The sequence below is a fragment of the Mesorhizobium sp. AR07 genome, assembly GCF_024746815.1.
Taxonomy (GTDB): Bacteria; Pseudomonadota; Alphaproteobacteria; order Rhizobiales; family Rhizobiaceae; genus Mesorhizobium.
The window spans coordinates 6,324,470-6,347,201 of record NZ_CP080525.1; the positions used below are offsets into that span (position 1 = coordinate 6,324,470).

Here is a 22,732-nt window from a genome sequence, read left to right on the forward strand (position 1 = left end):
AGGAATTCGCCACAGTGTTCGTATCTTTTTTCCCGCAGCCGAAGCTGTTTTTCTCTTCGGCCGCCGCCTGGAGCCTTGCGGCAATCCTGTTCTGGTTTTTCGGTGGTGAACAACTGGGCGCCGTTTTCGGAATGCCGCCTGCCGCGGCTGGTGCGCCGCCCATCATCGGCATCGCCATCCTCGTGTCGAAGCCGTTTCTCTGGTTTTATCTGTACTTCGCGTTTTGCGTTGCCATCTTCTACGCGTTCTGGAGCTGGTATTCGCCGCATCCGTGGCAGCGCTGGTCGATCCTGATGACGGCGGTCATCCTGTTCTTCATCTATTTCAATGTGCAGGTCAGTGTCGCCGTCAATGCCTGGTATGGGCCTTTCTTCGACTACGTACAGGGGCTGATGTCGGGGACTGGAAAGTCAACCAACGGAGAATTCTATATCGGATTGGCCGATTTTTCTTGGCTCGCGCTGGTCGGCATGAACGTGCAGGTGGTCAATGCCTTCATCGTCAGCCACTGGATCTTCCGCTGGCGCACGGCGATGAACAATTATTTCGTCGAGAACTGGGGCAGGCTACGCCACATCGAGGGCGCCTCGCAGCGTATCCAGGAAGACACGATGCGGTTTTCGCAGATCATGGAAGATCTCGGCTCCAGCTTCGTCCAGTCGATCATGACGTTGATCGCGTTCCTGCCGGTCATGATCCAGCTGCAGGCTCACATCAGCGAGCTGCCGATTATCGGCGCGATTCCGCAGCCATTGGTTGTCGCAGCACTCGCCTGGTGTCTGTTCGGAACGATCTCGGTCATGATTGCCGGCCTGAAACTTCCAGGACTGCAGTTTCGCAACCAGCGCGTCGAGGCTGCCTATCGCAAGGAACTTGTCTATGGCGAGGATCATGCGGACAGGGCCCAGCCAGCCACCACCGCCGAGCTGTTTGCGAATGTTCGTCACAACTATTTCAGGCTTTATTTTCACTACATCTATTTCAACGTGGTCCGGTATACGTATCTGCAGGCTGACAACATCTTCTCGCTGTTGATCCTGGGTCCGTCGCTGGTGGCGCACAAGATCACCTTCGGCGCACTGAACCAGATCTCGAACGCCTTCGGCAAAGTGACGGGCTCACTGCAGTTTCTGCTCACCTCCTGGTCGACCATCGTTGAGCTGCAATCGGTCCACAAACGCCTGCGCGCCTTCGAAGCGACACTGCAAGGCGAGCCGTTGCCGGCTATCGATCAACGCTACCTGGAGCGGCAGAGCGCCGAGGACCCGGCCTAAAAAGCTGAGGTTTGGAAAGCCAACCTGGTTGGCGGCTCAGCCGCCCACCGTCGCCTGTGTCCCGCCAGCGCCCTGCCGCGAAACATAGTCGCGAAAGCTGATGCATTCGACATCGGCCTTGATGCAGACCTCGCCGGCAAAGCGCTCCAACGCGGTCCAGTAGGCGCCGTCATTCATCAGCGTGAAGTGGAAGCCGAGTTCCAGCGGAGTGCGCTTGCCCTGATATTGCGCGTCGAAGGCGGCGCGGAAGGCGTCATAGGTCCGGTTGGCGAACGCGTCGGCCTGGCTTGGCCGCTCGAAACCGCCGGAGTGTCTGACATAGAGATTGTAGTCCATGGCGATCACCGGCCTTGATTTCGGCCCCTCCGGAATCTGCGGCAGTGAAAAGCGCATGATGCCGTTGCCGGTCGCCGGCCGGGCAGGGCCCTGGGAGACGCCGCTCGCATCGAATTGATAGCCGGCCGCCGGCAGCGCCTAGTAGAGCGCCTTGTTCGTCGATAGGTATGGCGCGCGGAACCCGACCACCGCATGCCGTGCGAAATCGCGCCAGCCCCTGGGTTCGGGTGCGATGCCGTTGATCGCATAGGCGTTATCGAGAATGTGCTCGAACGAACCGAACTCGCTCAGCCAGTCGGCCTTGCTCCAATCCTTGCCGTCAAAATGGCCGCAGGCGTGGCTGGCGATGTCGTGGCCCTCATGCACAGCAAGGCTGATCTGCTCCAGCCGCTCGGTGACTTCCTGCTTGGAGGCGGCAAAGCCGATGTTGGATTTGCCTGATGTCTTGCCTGGCGGCGTGTATTCCTTTCGCGTTTCCTGTGACAGCAGGAACACGCAGGACAGGAAGTAGGTGAAATGCGCGCCGGTGCGCTGCGCCAGTGCCCGGCTGCGCTTCCACTGCGAAATGTCGCGGGCGCTGTCGAACGAGATGATGACGACCTGCTTGGGCTTCGCCAGCGTTGGTGGCGCCGGCGGATCGGCCAAAGCCACGCCGGCGGTGGCAAGCGAGGCGAGGGAAAACGCAACAACGCGGAACGGACTAAGCATCGGCAATCTTAATTAAACTCGGGCTGCTCTTTACTCGGGGGACGTCTGCAAGCCGGCTATCGCCCAAATGTGGCGTGGGTGCGATTGACCTTTTCGGCCGTCTGCCCTGGGAATAGGCGATTTTCCGGTGAAACCCCTTCCATGCCGACAAAATTTCGCTAAAACGCGGGCTGACAAAAGCCCGAGAGGGCAGGAATGGTTTTGATTGATGTCCGACGACAGTTTTATCCGTGAAGTCAACGACGAGATCCGTCGCGAACAGGCGCATGCGCTATGGGACCGTTTCGGTCCCGCCTTGATCGTTATTGCGATCTTCGTGGTGCTCGGCACCGCCGCCTTCGTCGGCTATCGCTATTGGGACGAGACGCGCGCCAACCGCTCGGGCGATGCGTTCTCGCAAGCGCTGAAACTTGCCAATGACGGCAAGAGCGACGAAGCGCTGACCGCGCTCGATCAACTGGAGAAGGATGGCTACGGCGCCTATCCGCTGCTTGCCCGCATGCGTGCGGCGACCGTCAAGGCCAGCAAGGGCGACGTTGCCGCCGCCGTCAAGGATTTCGACGATGTCGCCGCCGATACGGCCATTCCCTCCGGCATTCGCGACATGGCGCGCCTCAGGGCGGCGCTCCTGCTTGTCGACCATGGCTCCTTCGCCGACGTCTCCAGCCGTGTCGAGGCGCTTACATCCGATGCCAACACGCTGCGCCACACGGCGCGCGAGGCGCTCGGCCTTTCCGCCTGGAAGGAAGGCAAGACCCAGGATGCGCTGAAGCTGTTCGACCAGATCGCCGCCGATGACGGCGCCCCGCGCAACACCCGCGAGCGGGCAACCCTGATGTCCGAGCTTATCCGCGGGTCGGGCAGTGCGTCGTGACCTTCAAAGTCGCCATCATCGGCAGACCTAACGTCGGCAAATCGACTCTTTTCAATCGGCTGGTGGGAAGGAAGCTGGCGCTTGTCGACGATACGCCCGGCGTCACCCGCGATCGCCGCGTTCATGCCGCCAAGCTCTACGACCTGCATTTCGACGTCATCGACACGGCCGGCTTCGAGGATGCCGCCGCCTCGACCTTGCCCGGTCGCATGCGTGCGCAGACCGAGATCGCCATCCGCGAGGCCGACCTGATCTTCTTCACCGTCGATGCCAAGTCCGGCCTGATGCCCGACGACAAGACTTTCGCCGAGATCGTGCGCAAATCCGGCAAGCCGGTGGTGCTGGTCGCCAACAAGGCCGAGGCGAAGGGCGCCCAGGGCGGCATGCTGGAGGCCTGGGAACTCGGCCTTGGCGAGCCGATCCCGGTGTCGGCCGAACACGGCCAGGGCATGCCCGACCTGCGCGACGCGGTGATCGGCGCGCTTGGTGAGGCACGCGCCTTCGGCGAAGAAGAAGAAGACGGCGAAAACGAAGAGACCGTCGCCGGCGAGGTGCTGATCGGCGAGGATATCGTCGACCCGGATGCGGAAGATGTGCATTGGTATGACGACACCAAGCCGATGCGCATCGCCGTCGTCGGTCGCCCGAATGCCGGCAAGTCGACGTTGATCAACGCGCTGATCGGCGAGGAGCGGCTGTTGACCGGACCCGAAGCCGGCATCACCCGCGACTCGATCTCGGTCGACTGGGACTGGCATGGCCGCCGGCTGAAACTGTTCGACACGGCCGGCATGCGCCGCAAGGCAAGGATCCACGAAAAGCTGGAAGTGATGTCGGTGCAGGATGGCCTGCGCGCCATCCGCTTTGCCGAGATCGTCGTCATCGTGCTCGACGCCACCTTTCCTTTCGAGAAACAGGATCTGCAGATCGCCGACCTGATCATCCGCGAGGGGCGGGCGCCGGTGATCGCCTTCAACAAATGGGACCTGATCGATCATCCGCAGGAGCTTTTGGCGGAATTGCGCGAGAAGACCGAGCGGCTGCTGCCGCAGGTGCGCGGTATCCAGGCCGTGCCTGTCTCGGCCGAAACCGGACGCGGCCTCGACAAGCTGATGGATGCGGTGCTGAAGACCCACAAGGTGTGGAACAGCCGCGTCTCGACCGGCAAGCTCAACCGCTGGCTGGAAAGCATCCTGGCGCATCATCCGCCGCCTGCCGTCGCCGGCCGCCGCCTGAAGGTCAAATACGTCACCCAGGCCAAGACGCGGCCGCCGGGCTTCGTCGTCCAGTGCTCGCGGCCGGATGCGATGCCGCAATCCTACGTCCGCTATCTCTCCAACAGCCTGCGCGAAGCCTTCGATATCCCCGGCGTGCCGATCCGCATTGCACTGCGCACCTCTGACAATCCGTTCGCCGGCAGGGCCAAGAAACGCGGCTGAACGTTGGTGCCCGTCTGGCGCTCCATGATCACGCCACGTTGCGCAAACCGTTGTCGTTAGAGCAATTCCAGGAAAAGTGTGAAGCGGTTTTCCGTCCGGAATTGCGTCAAGACAAAGAGATAGAGCGGTTCTGCGTTTCCGTGAAACGATGAACCGCTCTATCCTGCATATTTTCGGGCAGCGCCTGCCGCACAGCGTCCAGCAGAATGTCGGCGAGGCGGGCTACCACCGGCTCGGGCTCAGTGTCCTTGCGATGCAGGAACAACGCCATTTTGGGCAGTGCCGGCAGCCCGGCGATCTCCGGCGTCATCGCGCTGACGCTGGCCGGCAGTCCGATGTCGGTACGGATCGTCAGCCCCAGTCCAGCAGCGACGGCCGCCCAGATGCCGCCAAGGCTCGGGCTGGAAAAAGCCATGCGCCAGGGCAGGCCGGCACGGTCGAGTGTTTCCGTCGCCACCGTGCGCAGCAGGCATGGCGCTTCGAACGCCACCAGCGGCAATGGCTCGCCGTCGCGCAGACTGGTCTCGATGCGCCTTGCCGGACCGATCCAGCGCATTTGTACGTCGGCGACGAGCTCGCTGTAAGGCAAGGTCTCGCCATTGTGCCATGCCAGCGCGATGTCGAGACTGCCTGACAGGATCCTCTCGGCCAGGTCCTGGCTGCGTGCGATCCTGGCTTCGATCTTGACCTTTGGGTGGGCGCGGGTGAAGCGGCCGAGCACCTCAGGCAGCACCGCCTCGCCGAAGTCCTCCTGCAGCCCAAGCCGTACCCAGCCTTCCAGTTCGACGTCATGGATGGCGGATGCCGCTTCGTCATTGAGCTCGATCAGCCGTCGCGCATAGCCGAGCATGGTCTCGCCGGCTTCGGTCAAGGCGAGGCCGCGCCCCGATTTGCGGAAGATCGGCGTTGCCGCCTGCTCCTCCAGTTTCTTCAATTGCGCGCTGACCGCCGAGGTCGACCGGCCAAGCCGGTCGGCCGCCTTGGCGAAGCTGCCCAGTTCCATGCCGGTGACGAAACTGCGGAGAACGTCGAGGTCGAATGTCACGCGTCGCATAGCTATAGTCCTGATATTCGGGATAATAAGTCAAAAACTTCCTGATATTCAGCATGAACCTATGGCGATAGAGACAGGCCGTCAAGGTCCGGATGCAGGTCGGGCCATTCCAAGGGAAATTCAGCCATGTCGCTCGTCGCTACGGATTTGGAATGCAACCAGGGCAAGCCTCGGCAGCAGGCGGCCGCTGCTGGTGCCACGGCTGTCCGCTCCAATCATCGCTGGAAGGTCCTGGGCATCGGTGTCGCCGCCAATGCCAGTTTTTCCGCGACCTTCTCCGGCATCCCGGCGACGGCGGTCTTTTTGCGCTCGGGCTACCATCTCGGCAATGGCCAGCTCGGGCTGGTTCTCGGTCTTCTCGGCCTGGGTGTGGCGCTGAGCGAACTGCCATGGGGATTGCTCACCGATCGCTGGAGCGATCGCCGGGTGCTGCTGACCGGGCTCGGCGCCACCGCGGCATGGCTGCTTCTCATGGCATTCATGGTCGTGCCGTCGCCGGCATACATTCCAGGTGTCGCGCCTCTGGCTGCCACCCTACTCGTCACCGGTCTGCTCGGCGGCAGCGTCAACGGCTCAAGCGGGCGCGCCATCATGGCCTGGTTCCGTGAAGGCGAGCGTGGCTTCGCCATGAGCATCAGGCAGACGGCGGTGCCGCTCGGCGGCGGGCTCGGCGCCCTTGTTCTGCCGTCGCTCGCCTCGACACATGGTTTTGCAGCGGTCTATGGCCTGCTGGCCGCATTCTCCGCCGTCACCGCGCTTTTCGCCTGGCGCTGGTTGCGCCAGCCGCCGATCGGCGAAGACGCAACGTCCGCCGGCAACGCCACAGTGTCGGCTGGCTCGACACCGCTGCGCAATCCAGATGTCTGGCGCATTGCAATGGCCATTGGCCTGCTCTGCGTCCCGCAAGTGGCGGTGCTCACCTTCGCCTCCGTCTTCCTGCATGACTTCGGCGGCATGGGAACGGCAGTGATCAGCGCCAGCCTGGCAGCGGTGCAGGTCGGCGCTATGGTCATGCGCGTCTGGAGCGGCCGCTTCACCGACCGTCACGGCAATCGTCGCTCGTTCCTGCGCCTTTTCAGCCTGCTGAGCGCGGTCGCTTTCGCCACCCTCACGCTGCTCGTGTTTGTGGCGACCACCATGCCGGGCTGGCAGCCGGTGCTCGCGACAATGACTGTTGCCGCCCTGATCGTCGCCGGGGTCTGTGTCTCGGCATGGCACGGCGTCGCCTACACCGAGCTTGCCACGCTTGCCGGGGCCAGCAACGCGGGGACGGCGCTCGGTCTCGCCAACAGTTTTGTCTTTGTCTCCTTCTTCCTGGTGCCGATCGCCATCCCCGGGCTTCTGGTTGTCGGATCATGGACGGGCGTCTGGCTGGTGGCTGCCATCTGTGCGCTGATCGCCTGGCCGATCTTCCTGCGGCCGGCCTGAATTCACATGCCCGCCGCAAAACCGCCCGACTTCGAAACCACGACCTTGAGCCGACTGAGAAAACGCGATCGAAGTCGTTAACGTCCCATCAAGGTTAATGCATCATTTTGCTCTCCAGTGGGGTCAGTAGCGTTCCTGGAGAGAGTTCCGTGCATCGACGTGTGTTGAAGCGGCTTGTTGCCGCCGCCGGTGAGAAAAGACGTGGCTTTCTGCCCCCGTTGGTCATCGGTCTCGGCATCTGGATCGGCTTTCCGACCATCGCCGCCTACCAGGACATGACGAGCCTTGTTTCCGGCCTCGAAGCATCGAACACCCGCTGGAACTCCTATGTCGAGAAATCCGTCGCCGGCTCGACCCATGCGGCCGAGATGCCGTTCGTCGATTCCGATGTCACCGGTTCGATCTCCGGATCGGGCGTCCATCTGGCTGGCATCGGCGCGGTCTCGTTTCGCGGCAAGGGCGGCAAGGTCAGAGGCACGCCCGACGAGGATCGCATCGTGCGCGCCGACAAGAAGGGGCGCATCGTCCAGATGTCTCCGGTCGCGCCTCCCAAGAACTTCAATGCCGGGTCGATCTTCGAGCGCACCTCTTTCCTGCTGCGGCGCGGCATGGACAGCGATCTGAAGATGGCCTTTGCCAAGCCGCAGATCAAAGGCAAGGAAATCCAGATCGCGGCGGCGTTCCATGCGCGTGAGGACAAGAAGCCGGATCCCGGCGTGCCGGCCATGCTTGCCGCGCTGGTCAACAATGACCATCCCGATGTGCTGGCGACCGCCTATGCGCAGGCCGAGCCCGACTATGCCAAGGCCTCACCCTTCGAGGCGCTGCTTCAGGACGAGCAGCCCAATGACGGCCGCTTCATTCCGCCGATGACCAAGGGCGATCATTCGTGGATCCAGAACCCGCTGCCCGCGAGTGTCTTCTCCAAGAAGGAGCAGGCATGCCTGGCCAATGGCATCTATTTCGAGGCGAGAAGCGAATCCGTGCGCGGTCAGGCCGCCGTCGCCCAGGTCATCCTCAACCGCGTCCGCAACCCGGCCTACCCGAATTCGATCTGCGGCGTCGTCTACCAGAACGACAGCTGGTTCAACCGTTGCCAGTTCTCCTTCGCTTGCGATGGCAGGAAGAAGCGCATTGACAGTCCTGCCGCCTACAAGACCGCGCAGGATATCGCCATGGCTGTCACCGCCGGCAAGATCTTCATCCCGGAGGTCGGATCGTCGACCCACTACTACGCCCAATATGTCCATCCCGGCTGGGCGCGCACCATGCAGAAGATGACCAAGATCGGCCTGCATATCTTCTATCGTACCTATGGCGGCGGCTGGAGCTGAACGCCGAACGATTGCCGGTCTTTTCGCGCCGCACGCGGTCGATCGAAGAGCCATTGCCGCGGGGATTCGCGCAGCGCATCCCGGTCATCGTGGCGGGCACGATGTCGCACCTTTATAACCAGTTGATTTTGCTACCTAAAATACATGGCAATGAACTTCCGCCCGTGGCTTGACTGGCGCAAACCCTCTAACTATGTTGCCGGCGACTTTAGAAGCGGACGGACGGTGACGGTCTGACCGGGCAGGGGGTTGCGATGGCCGACAAGAAGGGGCCAGACGGAACCGGAGAATCCGGCCGCGGCAAGCAGCATGAAACCGACATCCGCGACGACGATCTCGAGCGCCGCCGGCGTGATCTTGAAGCATCGCTTGCGACAAGGCGGCCGGACCGGCTTGAGGGGAAAGACGACGCGAAAGCGGCGGCCGGATATGGCCAGGCGCTCAAGCTGTCCAGCGAATTTATCGCCGGGATAGTGGTGGGCGTGGGGCTTGGCTGGTTTTTGGACCGTGTGGCGGGAACATCGCCATGGGGTCTGATCGTGGGTCTGATGCTGGGATTTGGCGCCGGCGTGCTCAATGTCCTGCGCTCGGCGGGCGCCGTGGCGGAATTCGGACAGGGCGGCAAGCCGCGCGATCCGAAAGAATGAACCAAAGCGCTGCTCGCAGCGCGATGAACAGGACACTCAAGCCGCATTCGGCTTTGATGGGGATATAAAGTGGCTGCTGACAAGGTCGATCCGATCCACCAGTTCCATATCATCAAGCTGATTCCGATCAATATCGGCGGCTATGATCTGTCCTTCACGAATTCGGCATTGTTCATGGTCGCGACCGTGATCGTCGCGGCGGCTTTCCTCTATCTCACCACCTCGAGCCGCAGCCTCGTTCCCGGACGCCTCCAGTCGGTCTCCGAAATGGCCTATGAGTTCGTCGGCAACATGCTGCGCGATGCCGCCGGCACACAAGGCATGAAGTTCTTCCCGCTTGTGTTCTCGCTGTTCATGTTCGTGCTGGTCGCCAATTTGCTTGGCCTGATCCCCTATTTCTTCACCATCACCAGCCACATCATCGTTACCTTCGGCCTTGCCATTCTGGTCATCGGGACTGTGATCGTCTACGGCTTCATGAAGCACGGTCTGGGCTTTCTTAAGCTGTTCGTGCCGCAAGGCGTGCCTATCTACCTGATGCCGCTTGTGGTGGCGATCGAGGTGATTTCCTTCGTGTCGCGCCCGGTCAGCCTCTCGGTTCGTCTGTTCGCCAACATGCTGGCGGGTCACATCACGCTGAAAGTGTTTTCGGGATTTGTCGTCAGCCTTAGTGCTTTCGGCGCTGTCGGCATTGCGGGCTCGGTGCTGCCGCTGGCCATGGCAGTGGCGCTGACGGCGCTGGAACTGCTCGTCGCCTTCCTGCAGGCCTACGTCTTTGCCGTGCTGACCTGCATGTATCTCAACGACGCTCTGCACCCCAGTCACTAAGTTTCACCGGCGCATAACGCCAACTAAAAACTGCAACGAAAACGGAACCACAAGGAGTTTGACATGGAAGTAAATGCAGCAGCAGCAATCGGCGCCGGCATCGCTTGCCTCGGCATGGGTGGCGCGGGCATTGGCCTCGGCAACATCTTCGGCAGCTATCTCTCGGGCGCGCTGCGCAATCCGTCGGCTGCCGATGGCCAGTTCGGCCGCCTGATCTTCGGCTTTGCCGTGACTGAAGCGCTGGGCATCTTCTCGCTCCTCATCGCTCTCCTCCTCGTGTTCAAGTAAGAAACACGGGCTGACGAAGTGAGGCGCATGGTGCGACCTTGCCGGATGGACAGGGAAATGAGATGTTCGTGACATCTGCCTTTGCGGAAGAGACCGCGCCGGCTGCCGGCGCGGGAGGCGATACGCATTCGGGCACTTCCGTGCCTGCCGAGGCGCATGGCACGTTTCCACCATTTGATCCTGCGACGTTTCCGTCGCAACTTCTGTGGCTGGCGATCACGTTCGGGCTGTTCTACCTCTTCTTGAAGAAGGTGGCGATGCCGCGTGTCGGGGGCATCATCGATGTCCGTAACGATCGCATCACCAAGGACCTCGACCAAGCCGCCAAGTTGAAGGGCGAGGCCGACGCCGCCGTTGCCGCCTACGAGCAGGAACTGGCGGAAGCCAAGACCAAGGCCAACGCGATCGGCCAGCAGGCCAACGATGCGGCCAAGGCGGAAGCCGAGACCGTACGCAAGAAGATCGAGGCCGCGCTCGACGCAAAGCTCGGCGAGGCCGAAGCGCGCATTTCTTCCATCAAGGCCAACGCCATGAAGGAAGTCGGCAGCATCGCCGAGGACACCGCTTCGGCGATCGTCGAGGCATTGGTCGGCGGCAAGGCCAGCAAGACCGAGATCGCGGCCGCGGTCAAATCCGTGGCCCGGTGAGGAGCGCATCATGGACGCCACATCTCTCGCAACGCTCTGGGCCACGATAGCCCTCGTCATCTTCCTCGGCGTTGCCGTCTACATCAAGGTGCCTGGCCTGATCGCCAAGGCGCTCGACGCCCGGGCCGCCAGGATCGGCAACGAGCTTGACGAAGCGCGCCGCCTGCGTGAGGAGGCCCAGCAACTGCTCGGCCAGTATCAGCGCAAGCGCAAGGAAGCCGAGCAGGAGGCCGCCGACATCGTCGCCGCTGCCAAGCGCGAGGCCGACATGCTTGCAGCCGATGCGCACAAGAAGACCGAGGACTATGTTGTCAGGCGCACCGCGCTTGCCGAACAGAAGATCGGCCAGGCCGAGCGTGACGCCATCAGCGAAGTCCGCGCCAGCGCCGTCGACATCGCCGTTGAGGCAGCGCGTACGCTGCTCGCCGGCAAGATGGACGCCAAGGCGGGTGCGGACCTCTTCAAGGCATCGCTGGTGGATGTGAAGTCCAAGCTCAACTGAGCCGATAGCGTCCAAAAATTCAAAAAGCCGCCTGGGAAACCTGGCGGCTTTTTGTTGTGGAAAACCCTCCTTTGGCCTCGAAAGGCAGGCAATTTGCCGAGGTCAGCGCCAACGGAAGTCTCCCTCCCCCTTGAGGGCAGGGCTATCGCATATGAGTGATAAGGCTGATGAGGTCTTGATCGGCCCACCGTGCTTTGAGTCGTTTGTGGCTGAGCGGGATGTTTTCCGGGTCGGCTCTAAGGATGTTGAGAGTAAGGCGCCGAAGTATGGCGTGGTTTGCCGGCGCGTTGTTCTTGCGACCCCTGATGCGATCTTCGCAGAGCAGGACGTCGAGTTGCCAGTGCAGCTCATTCTCTATGCTCCAGTGGCGGCGGACGGAGGCGATCAGTTCTTTGGCCGGCATTGTGCGCGACAACGCATAGCAGCGGACCTTGTGGGTGGTCTTGCCATCGACGGTGCGCCAGCTTTCGACACGGCCGACGGCGCAAAGGTCGACGAGCGCGTTCTGGCCCGGCGTCTGGGCGAAGGGGACGACGAAAGCACGGCGCACCTCGTGGCGGCCATGGGCATCCTCGTCGACCTGATGGAACCTGGTTCTTTTGCTCGCAGCTGCCGCGTCGAGGGCGGCATTGGCCTGTACTGCCAGTTTCGACTGGTTGCCCTTGATGGCCAGCACATAGTTGCCGCCACCTTCGCGGATGGTCTTGGTCATGCGGCGATGGCAGTGCAAGGCATCGCCGGTGACGGTCAACCCCTTGAGCGACAACAGCTTGAGCGCCTCGATCGCAGCCTCGACCTCGCCACCCTTGTGTGCCACGACCTGAGCCAGGCTCATGAAGGTGTCGCAGGCAAAGACTGTAACCACCAGCGGCGGCATGTGGGCGCAGCCCTTGGCGTAGGCGCGCCTGAGGCTCTTGCCGTCGACGGCGACTTGGCCTTTCGGCACATCGATGTGCGCCTGTGCGCCGAAGGCGGCCATGAAGCGCATGAAGGCGGCGTTGAAGGCCACCGGATCGAGTGCGGCCAGCACCCGGCTGAAGGTGTCGTGGCTGGGCACGCCGTGCTTGAGGGGGATGAACTGCCGCAACAGATCGAGCCGCGACTTGGCAAACAGCACCATCTCCGTGCAGTGCGTCGCTCCGCAAAGCACCGCCGCCAGCGCCACGAACAAAATCTCTGGCAATTCGTGCTGGGCCGTGAAGTCTCGGGGGTCCGGAACCTCGTCGAATATATCCACAAACACCATCATGACCTCCTGTCTTCAAGAGGTCCGTCAGAATCAATTTCTCTCCACCACGCAAGTGACCCGATCTACTCATGTGCGATTCCCCTGCCCTTGTGGGGAGGGGTTAGGGGTGGGGGTATTCGTAGAGCGAAAGCCCCGGCTTCCCATATGCTATTAGCCCTGCCTCGTGGGGGAGATTGGCTGTGATCACCGCTGTCGCCAATCTTCTCAGCTCAATCCAAGCCGGCCAAGCTCTCTTCTTCCGCCACTTCGACCCCGCCAAGTCGGAACGGTGCAAACGAAACGCGATGCAGCCGCGCTACCGGCCCGTGCGCTTCGATCGCCGTGCGATGGCGGGCTGTAGCGTAGCCCATGTGGACTTCGAAGCCGTAGCGATCGTGATGGTTGCCGCAGCCGCACATCATGCGGTCGCGCATCACCTTGGCGACGATCGAGGCGGCGGCGATCGACTGCGAACGCTGGTCGCCCTTGATCAGCGCGCGCCCTGCACAGGGCAGGCCAGGCGGCACGTCGCGCCCGTCGGCGAGCGCGAGCTTTGGTTGAATCGACAGGCCGACCAGCGCACGCCGCATCGCCTCAAGGCTGGCCTTGAGGATGTTGCTGCCGTCGATACCCTCGGCGCTGATGGACGCCATCGAAACGCCCAGCGCGGAGCCGAGGATTCGCAGGAACAGCGCTTCGCGTTGCAGATGGCTGAGGCGTTTGGAATCGTCGAGCCCGTCTGGAATGTTGGCGGGATCAAGCACGACCGCCGCCGCCACCACCGGCCCGGCCAGGGGACCACGGCCGGCCTCGTCCATGCCCGCCACCGGCCACAGTCCGTCGGCCATCGCCTTCGTCTCGAAGGAGAAGTCGGGTTTCTCGATGATCTCAAAGAGAAGCGGAGAATCGGAACGCGCGCGAGCCATGTTGCGGCGAGGTTCGCATCGGCTCCGATTCTCCGCAAGTCCCTCCGGGTCGGGTGGGGCGCCGGACCGGGAGGGCACCGTCTGCAGGCCGGGGCAGGCCGGACGGGATTCTTGTGCCGCGACAGATCAAACCGCCGCGGTGAACTGCATTCTTAGAGCAGCGTCAGCTGCACCTGGTCCTTTCCGGCGGCAACGAACTGATCGGTCCGCAGTGTGCGCCGTTCGACATTGAGGCCGAGCCGTTTGGCGGTGATCTCGAAGCGCCGGCCGATCTGCCACGCGTAGGGACCGGCGCCCTTCATGCGCTTGCCCCATTCCGAATCGTAGTCCTTGCCGTCGCGCATCGAACGGATCAGCGACATCACGTGACGGTAGCGGTCGGGATAATGACGCAGCAGCCAGTCCTTGAAGATCGGGCTGACCTCCAGCGGCAGGCGCAGTATGACATAACCCGCCTCGCGCGCACCGGCGGCGCGTGCCGAATCGAGAATGCGTTCCATCTCCTGATCGGTCAGGCCGGGGATGATTGGCGCAACCATCACCGAAGCCGGAATGCCGGCATCGGAAAGCTGCCTGATCGCCTCCAGCCGCTTGGTCGGCGTGGATGCGCGGGGCTCCATCGTTCTGGCCAGCATACGGTCCAATGTCGTCACCGACAGCGCTACCTTGGCCAGACCGCGTTCGGCCATGCGCGACAGAATATCGATGTCGCGCGTCACCAGGGCGGACTTGGTCACAATGCCGACCGGATGGCCGCGCGCTTCCAGCACTTCGAGGATCTCGCGCATGATCCGGTATTGCTTCTCGATCGGCTGATAGGGATCGGTGTTGGTGCCGATGGCGATGGTGCGCGGCTGGTAGCCGTCCTTCGACAGCTCCCTGTCGAGCAGCCGCGCCGCATCCGGCTTGGCGAACAGCTTGGATTCGAAATCGAGACCCGGCGACAGGCCCATGAAGCTGTGCGTCGGCCGGGCAAAGCAATAGACGCAGCCATGCTCGCAACCACGATAGGGGTTGATGGAACGGTCGAAGGAGATGTCGGGCGATTCGTTGCGGGTGATGATGGTGCGCGGCTTCTCGACCTGCACCTCGGTCTTGAACGGCGGCAGTTCCTCCAGCGAATTCCAGCCATCGTCGAAGACATGCCGGCTGACCGGCTCGAACCGGCCGGACGGATTGATGCCTGCGGACCTGCCGCGATTGCGGTCCGGACGGACACGCATGCCACTCTGCTCGATCATCGCATTGGCCATCTCGGCTCTTCCTGCTCCGAAAGCTGCAATGTCGGCGCGCACGATCTGTTCCATCTTTGCCCGCTCCCAGGGACTGTCCGAGTTGTGTCGAATCGCTCTGTTCATGAAATTATTCCTATTTTGTCGATGAGAACAAAGCAAGAACTTTCTATGGTGCGCTGCAAAAACTGGCGCTGCGTCCGGCTTTCCGCTATTCGGCTAAAGATGCTCAGCGTTCTCATCGAAACCCGCAATGACGAGGAGGGCCTTGCCCGCACGCTCGCCTCGCTGATTGGCGGCGCGGTCGAGGGCGTGGTGCGTGACGTGATCGTCTGCGACACGGGTTCCACCGACCAGACGCATCGTGTTGCCGAGCATGCCGGCTGTCAGTACGTGACTGACGGTATCGCTGCCGGCATCCGGCAGGCCAAGGGTGACTGGCTGCTGCTCCTGGAGCCAGGCGCGCGGCTGGTGGAAGGCTGGATCGACGCGGTCGTCGCCCACACAGCCAAGCAAACCATGGCGGCGCGGTTCTCGCGGGCACGCGGCAGCCGCACGCCGTTCCTGGCTCGCGTCTTTTCGAGTAATCGCGCCTTGGCCGACGGATTGCTGATCGGCAAGCATCAGGCCGCGGCCTCGGCGAAGAGTGCCGGCAGCGCCGAGGCCATCGCGCGCGGCCTCGCGACAAAGCGGCTCGATGCCGAAATCTGGGTGGCGCCGCCGAAGCAAGCGCACCGCTCCCCGAAGTGATTTTTTTGCAGCTCCTTCTATTGTGCATTGCACAAAATTTGACGTGGGGTTAATTTCCCCGTGGAGTGGGTGCATTGGGTTTGGGTCATTGTGAGCGGGGCGTGCCGCTCTCACAGCCGAGGACCCGATGAACCTTTCACCCCCCGACAAATCTGGCACGGCCAGTCTCGAGGCCATTGCGCGCAACGGCAGCCTGCTGCGGCGCATCGCGGTGCGCGTACCGACCTATCTCAAGGATCTCCGCGAAAACCCTGCCTGGCTGCCGATGTTCATGCTGGCGCGCACGATGCCTGGGCGCCGGATGCATTGGCTGGGTGCGAAACGCGCCCGTCCGGCCGGCAATACGGGGGATACGATGTTCGCCGGCGTCGACCGTGAAGCGGTGGTCGAAGCGCTTCGGTCCGACGGGCTGTTTTCAGGTCTGGTCCTGCCGCCGGCGATCCATCAAGAGATCGCGAGTTTCGCCCGGCGCACGCCTTGCTTCGGCAATTTCGACCGCCGGCTCGAATTCATGCCGGGTGAACATGCCGAGGCCGAAAAGCGCTTTGGCCGCTCGCTGCTCAGCGGGCATTTTTTCGAGCGCATCCTCGACTGCCAGGAGGCACTCGCCATCCAGCGCGATCCGCTGCTTCTCGACATCGCCGCGCACTATCTCGGCGGCCAGGCGAAGCTGATCACGACACGAGTCTGGTGGAGTTTTCCGACCGGTGCCGCTTCGGATGCCGACAAGAACCTTGCCTCGCTCGGCAAGTATCATTTCGACCTCGACGACTGGCGCATGCTGAAATTCTTCTTCTATCTCCAGCCGGTCGACGCCGACACCGGTCCGCATGTCTATGTCAGGGGCAGTCACAAGCGCCGCAAGCTGAAGCATCAGCTCACCTTGCTGGTCGGCCATCCCGCGCAAGAGGTTCTGGATGTCTATGGCGAGCAGAGCCCGGTGACGCTGACCGGCGACGCTGGCCTCGGCTTCGTCGAGGACCCATTTGGCTTCCACATGGGCACCGTCCCGGCGCGCACGCCGCGACTTATGATGGAAGTCGGCTTTGGCGTATCGCCGCCGTCACGCCGACGCTTTCATGGCGAGCCGGTCATCCGCTGAAAGGGGAACTATCCGAAGCTCATCTCGACAGGCATCCAGCGAGCGCGACGCCTGGCTTGGCGTTGCTCTCCGCTTTCCGCGTCGAAATCCACAGGGGTCGGCTCCCGACTGAACGACTTTTGGTCGTCCAAGGTGTTGAGGATGACGATCGCCCTTGGATCATCTCCAGCGATCGCGGCGACATAGACGCCGCAGTCCCGGCAGATCAGGTAATCGGCTGTCCTCAGCCCGAACCGATATGTCCGCAATCGCGACTTGTCCTTGACCGAGATGGTCAGTCTGCCATTCGGATCGGCAACGGCACGCGAACCATGCTTGACGCAGAACGAGCATTGGCAGGCCCGAACGTCGATTTGCGACGGGTCGAGCCCGGTCTCGAATGTCAGGCGAACATTGCCGCAATGGCATCCGCCGGAGTGTGCGTTCATCGTATTTCCCGCCGCCAAGGTCGTGGCTGAGACTATTCGTGGGGCATCAGCTTGGGAATGGCGCTTCGAAGGCGCAAGCAGCGCTCTGCTGGGCGAAACCAAGGTCACTCGCTTGAATAGCCTGCGACTTGCTTCCTCTTTGCGGAACTGTTCAGCCGCGCCGCAGATGCTCGTCCAGGCGCGGCATGATCTCAACGAAGTTGCAGGGCATGTGCCGGTAGTCGAGCTGTGCCTTCAGGATGCCGTCCCAGGTGTCCTTGCAGGCGCCGGGCGAGCCCGGCAGCACGAAGACGAAGGTGGCGTTGACGACGCCGCCGGTCGCCCGGCTCTGGATCGTCGAAGTGCCGATCTTGTCGTAGGAGATGCGGTGGAACACTTCCGAAAAGCCGTCCATGCGCTTTTCGAAGATAGGTTCCAGCGCTTCCGGCGTCACGTCGCGGCCGGTGAAGCCGGTACCGCCGGTGGTGATCACGACATCGATCGCCGCGTCCTTCGACCAGCCAAGCACCTTGTCGCGGATTTTCTCGCGGTCGTCGGTGACGATATCGCGGGCGGCAAGGATGTGGCCGGCTTCGGTGATGCGATCGGCCAGCGTCTGGCCGGATTTGTCGTCGGCGAGGCTGCGCGTGTCTGACACGGTCAGCACCGCGATGCGGATTGGGATGAAAGGGCGGCTCTCGTCAATTCTGGCCATCTCAGTCGGCCTCCGATGTCATACTGCGCGTCGCGGCGACGAACCAGTCGGGCTGCCGGCCGCGGATATCGGCGGCGGCGCGTTTAGCGACATTGCCGGTTTCGAACAGGCCGAAGCATGTCGCGCCGGATCCGGACATCCGCGAGAATCCCGATCCAGCCTTGTTGAGCCAGGAAAGCGCTCTGCCGATGGCGGGCTGCATTGCCGTCGCCGCGGGCTCAAGATCGTTGCGGGTGATCTCCAGCCAGTTGCGCAGGCTGTGGAAATCGATACTGCGCGGCAGCGGCGGCAGTGGCTCATTGTCGCGACGGGAAAGCGCTGCGAAGACGTCCGCGGTCGAGACCGCCGTGCCCGGATTGACGAGCACCAGCCCAAGTGCTGAAAAATCCGGCACTATCGACAATTCGTCACCAATGCCGCGCGCGACCAGCGGCCTTGCCGCCAGGCACATCGGCACATCGGCGCCCAGCGAAAGGCCGATCCGCGCCAGCTCGGCGCCACCGATGCCCAAGTTCCATGTCTCTACCAGCCCGCGCAGCACGGCTGCCGCGTCGCTCGAGCCGCCGCCGACGCCGGAGGCAACCGGCAGGTTCTTTTCAAGTTTGATGGCGACCGGCGGTGTTCTCTCCAGCCCGGCCTCTTTTCGCAGGGCATCGCGCGCCTTGAGCACCAGATTGCTGGCATCGAGAGGAACGGCCGGCGCGTAGCGGCCGGACACGGTAAAATCATCGCTGTCGGCGAGCGCGATCTCGACCCGGTCGCCAAAGCGCGTGAACACCGCCAGGCTTTCGATCAGATGATAGCCATCGGGGCGCCTGCCGGTGACATGCAGCGCCAGATTGATCTTGGCGTGCGCATGCCAGGTTCGCGACCCAATATCGGTGTCCACGGCGTCAGTCGTATGCGGGATGATGCTCAGTCCTTGGCCAGCCGGTATTCGCCGGTCTTGGGATCCTTGACCAGCGTTCCCATTGCGCCGTTGGCCGCCTGTTTTTCGGTGCGCCGCACCTTGGCGGTCACGCGCTCGGCTTCCCGCACGAAGGTGCGGTAGCCGAAATAGGCGGCGACGCCAACGACGGTGAAGAAAATGATCTGCGGCATGTCAAAATTCCTCCCACGCTGGGCCGGCGAGGCGGCCGGTCGGGTCGGTTAACGCATGTCGCCCAAAAGTGGCCCCGGTTTTGGGGACAACGACATGCATGAAACAAAGTCATGCTAGACGGTTTTGCCGGGTTTTCAAAGCCCGAACCGAGACCACAATGCGCGCTCTTCCGCCGCATCGAACACGCCGCTGGCGGCCGCCGCGGCTATATCGGGCGCCGAAAAGCCCTTAGCTGAGCCGAAAAGACCGAAGCGGCTGAGGAAACCGCGCGGCGCCGTGATCAGCCTGAGCTGGGTTTTCGCTCCAAAACGGGTTTTCAGCACCGTGCGCATGTCGCCGAGCGCGTCGACCAGGCCGAGTTCGAGCCCCTTCTTGCCGGTCCAGAACAGGCCGGTGAACAGGTTCGGATCGTCTTTCAGCTTCGTGCCGCGCCTTTCCCTCACGAGATCGATGAAGGTTTCGTGCACCTCGAGCTGCAGCGCCTTCAGCCGCTCGACGTCTTCCTTCTTCTCGGGCTTGAACGGATCGAGCACCGCCTTGTTCTGGCCGGCGGTGTGGACACGGCGCTCGACACCGATCTTCTTCATCAGTTCCGGAAAACCGAACGAGGCCGAGACCACGCCGATCGAACCGACGATCGAGGAAGGATCGGCGAAGATCTCGTCGCCGGCGACCGCGATCATGTAGCCGCCCGATGCCGCGACGTCCTCGACGAAGACCAGTACTTTTTTGTTCTTTTCCGTCGCCAGGTCGCGGATGCGCTTGAAGATCAGCCGCGACTGTACCGGCGAGCCGCCCGGCGAATTGATCGAGAGGGCGACTGCCGGCGCGTCGAAGGAAAACGCCTTCTCGATGAGACCGGCGGTGGAAGCCAGCGACAGGTTCTGCCGGAACTGGCCGCCCGACATGATCGTGCCGTGCAGCCGGATGACCGGAATGGTGACGACGGTGGAGCGCCAGGATTTCGGCAGCAGTCGGTTGAAAAGTCGTTTCACGAGGGCGCGGTCTCCGGTCGGTGGGTTGCAGGCATGTAGGGATTTCCCGGCCAACGGCAATGTGGAGGGCCAAGAATAGCTCAGTCTCTAAACAGCGAGGCGAGGCCGTTGGTGATCATTTCGCTGCGCTCATCAGGGCCATCGCCCGTTTGCGCGTGAAGCATCAAGGGAGGGCGGATGGCGAGTTTCCCCCGCGCCCCGAGTGCTGCCCGCACCACGATACGGATCGCCGCCGCGTCGGGACGAGGGTGGACGGCGAGCATCTCGGCATCGCCGAAGCGCCCGGCGATCGCGTCGAGAATGGCGCCGAGCTGTTCGGGCCGGGCGATCACGGCAAGCCCGCCGCGCGGCCTGACCACGGCGGCGGCACTGCGGATCCAGCTCTCGAACAGCCCGTCCTCCATGACATGCGCTTCCTTTCTCAGGCGATCGGGCGTGGCGCGGTCCCGTGCGGCGTTGAAAGGCGGGTTCATGACGACGAAGTCGAAATCGTTGTCGGCGAGGCCGGCCGCCGCGCGAGCCCGGCCCGATACCGCGACATCGGCGACCAGCACTGCCGCACGATCGCTGAGATGCGCATTGCCTGGGTGGGCAAGGGTGGCCGCGGCGAAGGCCGCCATTTCCGGCGCGCGCTCGACCAGCACGACCTCGGTACTTGGGCAGCGCGACAGCACCGCCAGCCCGGCAGCCCCGGCCCCGGCGCCGAAATCGGCAAGACGCCCGGCAAAGGAGGATGGCACGGACGCCGCCAGCATCATCGCATCCATGCCGGCGCGATGGCCGCCTTGCTTGGGCTGCACGAGCCAGAATCGGCCGCGATGGAAGGCATCGACCGTGTGGGCCGGCGTGTCCGGGGCAAGGGTGGCCGGCGCGGCGGACATTATTTTCCGCGAATCTCGTTGGCGATGCCGGCATCCGTCAGGATGCGCCGTGCCGCGTCGGCCTGGTCGGCATCGACCATGACGCGTCGCGGCAGGATGCCGAGCGAGCCGTCGAGCACGCTCATGTTCTGGTCGGCGACGAAGCAGCCGATGCCGGCATCGCGCATCAGCGATTCGACAAAGGAGATGATGACGGCGTCGTTGGTGCGAATGAGCTCTATCATCGGGCGAAACTCTCAGTTTGCGGCGCATATGTAAACGGGCAGGCGGTTACCGGTATGTCCCGTGCTCCCCGCTTTACCGTTCGGCGAAGTGACGCTTCAGCCGGGCGACGTCGTCGGCCGACCAGCCCTCGACGTCCGTCACCGCCATCCAGGCATCAATATAGTGCTCCGTCTCATAAACGTGGCCATGACCCATCGGCATGGTCGCTGCACCCGCCATGTCGACCGCCAGCTGCAGGAAGGTCACGATCGGATACCAGCGCAAATCGGGAGAAACGTCGGGCCCGCGCGGCCGGCTCATCCAGTCGGGAGCCCTATAGAAGGATCTGGGCTCGAAGAAGGTGATCGCGTCGCTGGCATATTGCAGATAGACGATGCGCATCGGTCCCCAACGCGCATTGGGGATATCGAGGGCAGTCTTCTGGCTGGTAAATCGCACATAGGAGCCGTCGCGGAAGCGCGGCAGCCATGCCGGCGAGCCCGGATTGCGGTTGCTGGTGATGGAGCGCCAGATGCGGCTCGAATAGGGCGGGCCGCTCCACAGCGCGCCCTGGTAGGGATCGCCGAGCACTTCGAACAGTTCGTTGGATTGCTCGGAGTTCATCGCGCCCAGGCTCAGGCCATGCAGATAGAGCTTTGGGCGGTGATCCCTGGGCAGCGTGGTCCAGTAGCCATAGACCTCGGCGAAGAGCGCCCGCGCGGCGTCGCCGCCATAGCCGGGCTCGACCATCAGCGACAGCCAGCTCGGCAGGTAGGAATACTGGATGGCGACGCTGGCGACGTCGCCGTCATGCAGATATTCGAGCGTGTCGATGGCTGCCGGATCGATCCAGCCTGTCCCCGTCGGCGTGATGATGACGAGAACCGAGCGGTCGAATGCGCCGACGCGTTTCAGCTCCGCCAATGCCAGCCTTGCTCTGGCCTGCGGCGTATCGGCCGAGCGCAATCCGGCATAGACGCGGATGGGCTCGAGCGCATCGCGCTTCAGGAACGATTGCAGGTCCTGCTTCATCGGACCCGTCGTGACGAACTCCCTACCGGTTCGTCCAAGATGGTCCCAATCGATCAGCGAGGCGGCGCTGCCGGTCTTGGCGGGATCGCCCGGCTGCTGGATGCTGTCTTCGACAAGGGCGTCAAGCTGTTGATAGGAACTGTCGGCGACGTGGAGCGCATATCTCAGCAGGACGCCATTGATGACGCTGCCGAACAGCACGACGGCGATCGAAACGCCGGCGACAATGGCAATACGCCGGGGAATGAAACGGGCAAGCCTGTTGGCCACAAACAAAAAAGTGATCTGAAACAGGCGCGCTAGCATCAGGACCACGACGAAGGTGGCCAGTGCAATCAGGCCCACCCGGAATGGCTGCGCACTGTCGACCGGCTCCAGCTCCATCAGGGCTCGAACCGAATTCTGCCAATCCGCCGCGCGCCAGAGAAAGACCAGCGCGATCGCCGTGCAGACGACCGAAGCGACCAGCTTGATCAATTGTGCCTTGCGTGGTCCGGGGTTGGGAAGCCCCAGATATGTCCACAGCCAAAGACCGAAGACACCGGCACCATAGCCCGTGGCAAAGCAGAAGCCGGAGAGAATGCCTTGCACAAGCACGGCGCGCGGGTTGAGCGAGGGGGGTCAGGGACGCCGCGAAGAACAGCGTGCCGACAAGCAGGCCGACCGTCGAGAACGAGTGCCAGAGCCGGATCATCCACCCTCGCATCATCGGCCGCGTTCATCTCCTTTTCGGCGGGGTTGACAGGCTGTCATCGCCCCCCGCGCCAATTAGCCACTTGCCGTGGCTGTGTCTGCCGCC

The 22,732-nt window shown here is 62.9% G+C and carries 23 protein-coding genes and 2 pseudogenes; 12 read left to right on the forward strand and 13 right to left on the reverse strand.

Going from position 1 to position 22,732, the window contains the following annotated elements; translation table 11 throughout:
- Window positions 1–14 precede the first annotated feature (14 nt).
- Window positions 15–1,274 (forward strand): peptide antibiotic transporter SbmA, encoded by a 1,260-nt coding sequence (sbmA, locus tag BPNPMPFG_RS31110; protein ID WP_258592375.1) that lies wholly within the window; start codon window positions 15–17, stop codon window positions 1,272–1,274.
- A 36-nt stretch (window positions 1,275–1,310) separates the two neighbouring features.
- On the opposite strand, the pseudogene BPNPMPFG_RS31115 reads toward sbmA, so the two are convergent.
- Window positions 1,311–2,318: pseudogene (locus tag BPNPMPFG_RS31115) on the reverse strand (polysaccharide deacetylase family protein).
- 208 nt (window positions 2,319–2,526) lie between these two features.
- Between BPNPMPFG_RS31115 and BPNPMPFG_RS31120 the strand changes: the two are divergent.
- The gene (locus BPNPMPFG_RS31120) at window positions 2,527–3,192 is read left to right on the forward strand and encodes a tetratricopeptide repeat protein (protein WP_258592376.1); all 666 of its coding nucleotides are present in this window, start codon (window positions 2,527–2,529) and stop codon (window positions 3,190–3,192) included.
- The gene (gene der, locus BPNPMPFG_RS31125) at window positions 3,189–4,631 is read left to right on the forward strand and encodes a ribosome biogenesis GTPase Der (protein WP_258592377.1); all 1,443 of its coding nucleotides are present in this window, start codon (window positions 3,189–3,191) and stop codon (window positions 4,629–4,631) included. Before BPNPMPFG_RS31120 ends, der begins: the two co-directional genes overlap by 4 nt.
- A gap of 106 nt (window positions 4,632–4,737) precedes the next feature.
- Here the strand turns inward: der and BPNPMPFG_RS31130 are convergent, their stop codons facing one another.
- Window positions 4,738–5,685 (reverse strand): LysR substrate-binding domain-containing protein, encoded by a 948-nt coding sequence (locus tag BPNPMPFG_RS31130; protein WP_258592378.1) that lies wholly within the window; start codon window positions 5,683–5,685, stop codon window positions 4,738–4,740.
- Window positions 5,686–5,811: 126 nt separating this feature from the next.
- Between BPNPMPFG_RS31130 and BPNPMPFG_RS31135 the strand changes: the two genes are divergently transcribed.
- The 7 genes from BPNPMPFG_RS31135 (at window position 5,812) to BPNPMPFG_RS31165 (ending at window position 11,359) form a co-directional block, all read left to right on the forward strand.
- Entirely contained in the window at window positions 5,812–7,113 is a 1,302-nt protein-coding gene (locus tag BPNPMPFG_RS31135) for an MFS transporter (RefSeq protein ID WP_258592379.1), read from the forward strand.
- A gap of 149 nt (window positions 7,114–7,262) precedes the next feature.
- The gene (locus BPNPMPFG_RS31140) at window positions 7,263–8,447 is read left to right on the forward strand and encodes a cell wall hydrolase (protein ID WP_258592380.1); all 1,185 of its coding nucleotides are present in this window, start codon (window positions 7,263–7,265) and stop codon (window positions 8,445–8,447) included.
- A 254-nt stretch (window positions 8,448–8,701) separates the two neighbouring features.
- The gene (locus tag BPNPMPFG_RS31145; protein ID WP_258592381.1) at window positions 8,702–9,094 is read left to right on the forward strand and encodes an AtpZ/AtpI family protein; all 393 of its coding nucleotides are present in this window, start codon (window positions 8,702–8,704) and stop codon (window positions 9,092–9,094) included.
- A gap of 69 nt (window positions 9,095–9,163) precedes the next feature.
- Window positions 9,164–9,922 (forward strand): F0F1 ATP synthase subunit A, encoded by a 759-nt coding sequence (locus BPNPMPFG_RS31150; RefSeq protein WP_258592382.1) that lies wholly within the window; start codon window positions 9,164–9,166, stop codon window positions 9,920–9,922.
- Between the two features lie 63 nt (window positions 9,923–9,985).
- A complete protein-coding gene (locus BPNPMPFG_RS31155; protein ID WP_010914827.1) occupies window positions 9,986–10,210 on the forward strand; it encodes a F0F1 ATP synthase subunit C in 225 nt (74 codons plus the stop codon).
- Window positions 10,211–10,272: 62 nt separating this feature from the next.
- The gene (locus BPNPMPFG_RS31160; protein ID WP_258592383.1) at window positions 10,273–10,857 is read left to right on the forward strand and encodes a F0F1 ATP synthase subunit B; all 585 of its coding nucleotides are present in this window, start codon (window positions 10,273–10,275) and stop codon (window positions 10,855–10,857) included.
- Window positions 10,858–10,867: 10 nt separating this feature from the next.
- Window positions 10,868–11,359 (forward strand): F0F1 ATP synthase subunit B, encoded by a 492-nt coding sequence (locus tag BPNPMPFG_RS31165; protein WP_258592384.1) that lies wholly within the window; start codon window positions 10,868–10,870, stop codon window positions 11,357–11,359.
- A 142-nt stretch (window positions 11,360–11,501) separates the two neighbouring features.
- Here the strand turns inward: BPNPMPFG_RS31165 and BPNPMPFG_RS31170 are convergent, their stop codons facing one another.
- The 3 genes from BPNPMPFG_RS31170 to BPNPMPFG_RS31180 form a co-directional block, all read right to left on the reverse strand.
- Window positions 11,502–12,608, reverse strand: a complete 1,107-nt coding sequence (locus tag BPNPMPFG_RS31170) for an ISAs1 family transposase (RefSeq protein WP_258592385.1) — start codon at window positions 12,606–12,608, stop codon at window positions 11,502–11,504.
- 209 nt (window positions 12,609–12,817) lie between these two features.
- Window positions 12,818–13,513 (reverse strand): ribonuclease HII, encoded by a 696-nt coding sequence (gene rnhB, locus BPNPMPFG_RS31175; RefSeq protein ID WP_258592386.1) that lies wholly within the window; start codon window positions 13,511–13,513, stop codon window positions 12,818–12,820.
- A gap of 152 nt (window positions 13,514–13,665) precedes the next feature.
- Window positions 13,666–14,820: a PA0069 family radical SAM protein gene (locus tag BPNPMPFG_RS31180; protein ID WP_258596998.1), complete on the reverse strand. Its 1,155-nt coding sequence runs from the start codon at window positions 14,818–14,820 to the stop codon at window positions 13,666–13,668.
- A 150-nt stretch (window positions 14,821–14,970) separates the two neighbouring features.
- Between BPNPMPFG_RS31180 and BPNPMPFG_RS31185 the strand changes: the two genes are divergently transcribed.
- The gene (locus BPNPMPFG_RS31185) at window positions 14,971–15,495 is read left to right on the forward strand and encodes a glycosyltransferase (protein ID WP_258592387.1); all 525 of its coding nucleotides are present in this window, start codon (window positions 14,971–14,973) and stop codon (window positions 15,493–15,495) included.
- A 127-nt stretch (window positions 15,496–15,622) separates the two neighbouring features.
- Complete coding sequence (locus tag BPNPMPFG_RS31190; protein ID WP_258592388.1) at window positions 15,623–16,597, forward strand: hypothetical protein; 975 nt, start codon at window positions 15,623–15,625, stop codon at window positions 16,595–16,597.
- 8 nt (window positions 16,598–16,605) lie between these two features.
- Here the strand turns inward: BPNPMPFG_RS31190 and BPNPMPFG_RS31195 are convergent, their stop codons facing one another.
- The 8 genes and pseudogenes from BPNPMPFG_RS31195 to BPNPMPFG_RS31230 all read right to left on the reverse strand — a co-directional run bounded on the left by BPNPMPFG_RS31195 (window position 16,606) and on the right by BPNPMPFG_RS31230 (window position 22,642).
- A complete protein-coding gene (locus BPNPMPFG_RS31195) occupies window positions 16,606–17,025 on the reverse strand; it encodes a GFA family protein (protein ID WP_258592389.1) in 420 nt (139 codons plus the stop codon).
- 151 nt (window positions 17,026–17,176) lie between these two features.
- Window positions 17,177–17,719, reverse strand: coding sequence for a molybdenum cofactor biosynthesis protein B (gene moaB, locus BPNPMPFG_RS31200; protein ID WP_258592390.1), 543 nt, complete (start codon window positions 17,717–17,719; stop codon window positions 17,177–17,179).
- 1 nt (window position 17,720) lies between these two features.
- Window positions 17,721–18,608, reverse strand: coding sequence for a 4-(cytidine 5'-diphospho)-2-C-methyl-D-erythritol kinase (locus tag BPNPMPFG_RS31205; RefSeq protein WP_258592391.1), 888 nt, complete (start codon window positions 18,606–18,608; stop codon window positions 17,721–17,723).
- Between the two features lie 26 nt (window positions 18,609–18,634).
- Window positions 18,635–18,820 carry a membrane protein gene (locus tag BPNPMPFG_RS31210; RefSeq protein ID WP_013896713.1) on the reverse strand — a complete coding sequence of 62 codons (186 nt, stop codon included), beginning with the start codon at window positions 18,818–18,820 and terminating at the stop codon, window positions 18,635–18,637.
- Window positions 18,821–18,955: 135 nt separating this feature from the next.
- Window positions 18,956–19,816: a S49 family peptidase gene (locus BPNPMPFG_RS31215; RefSeq protein WP_258592392.1), complete on the reverse strand. Its 861-nt coding sequence runs from the start codon at window positions 19,814–19,816 to the stop codon at window positions 18,956–18,958.
- An 80-nt stretch (window positions 19,817–19,896) separates the two neighbouring features.
- Window positions 19,897–20,697, reverse strand: coding sequence for a methyltransferase (locus BPNPMPFG_RS31220; RefSeq protein WP_258592393.1), 801 nt, complete (start codon window positions 20,695–20,697; stop codon window positions 19,897–19,899).
- A complete protein-coding gene (locus BPNPMPFG_RS31225; RefSeq protein ID WP_015318845.1) occupies window positions 20,697–20,921 on the reverse strand; it encodes a putative signal transducing protein in 225 nt (74 codons plus the stop codon). Before BPNPMPFG_RS31225 ends, BPNPMPFG_RS31220 begins: the two co-directional genes overlap by 1 nt.
- A gap of 73 nt (window positions 20,922–20,994) precedes the next feature.
- Window positions 20,995–22,642: pseudogene (locus BPNPMPFG_RS31230) on the reverse strand (alpha/beta hydrolase).
- Between the last annotated feature and the right edge of the window lie 90 nt (window positions 22,643–22,732).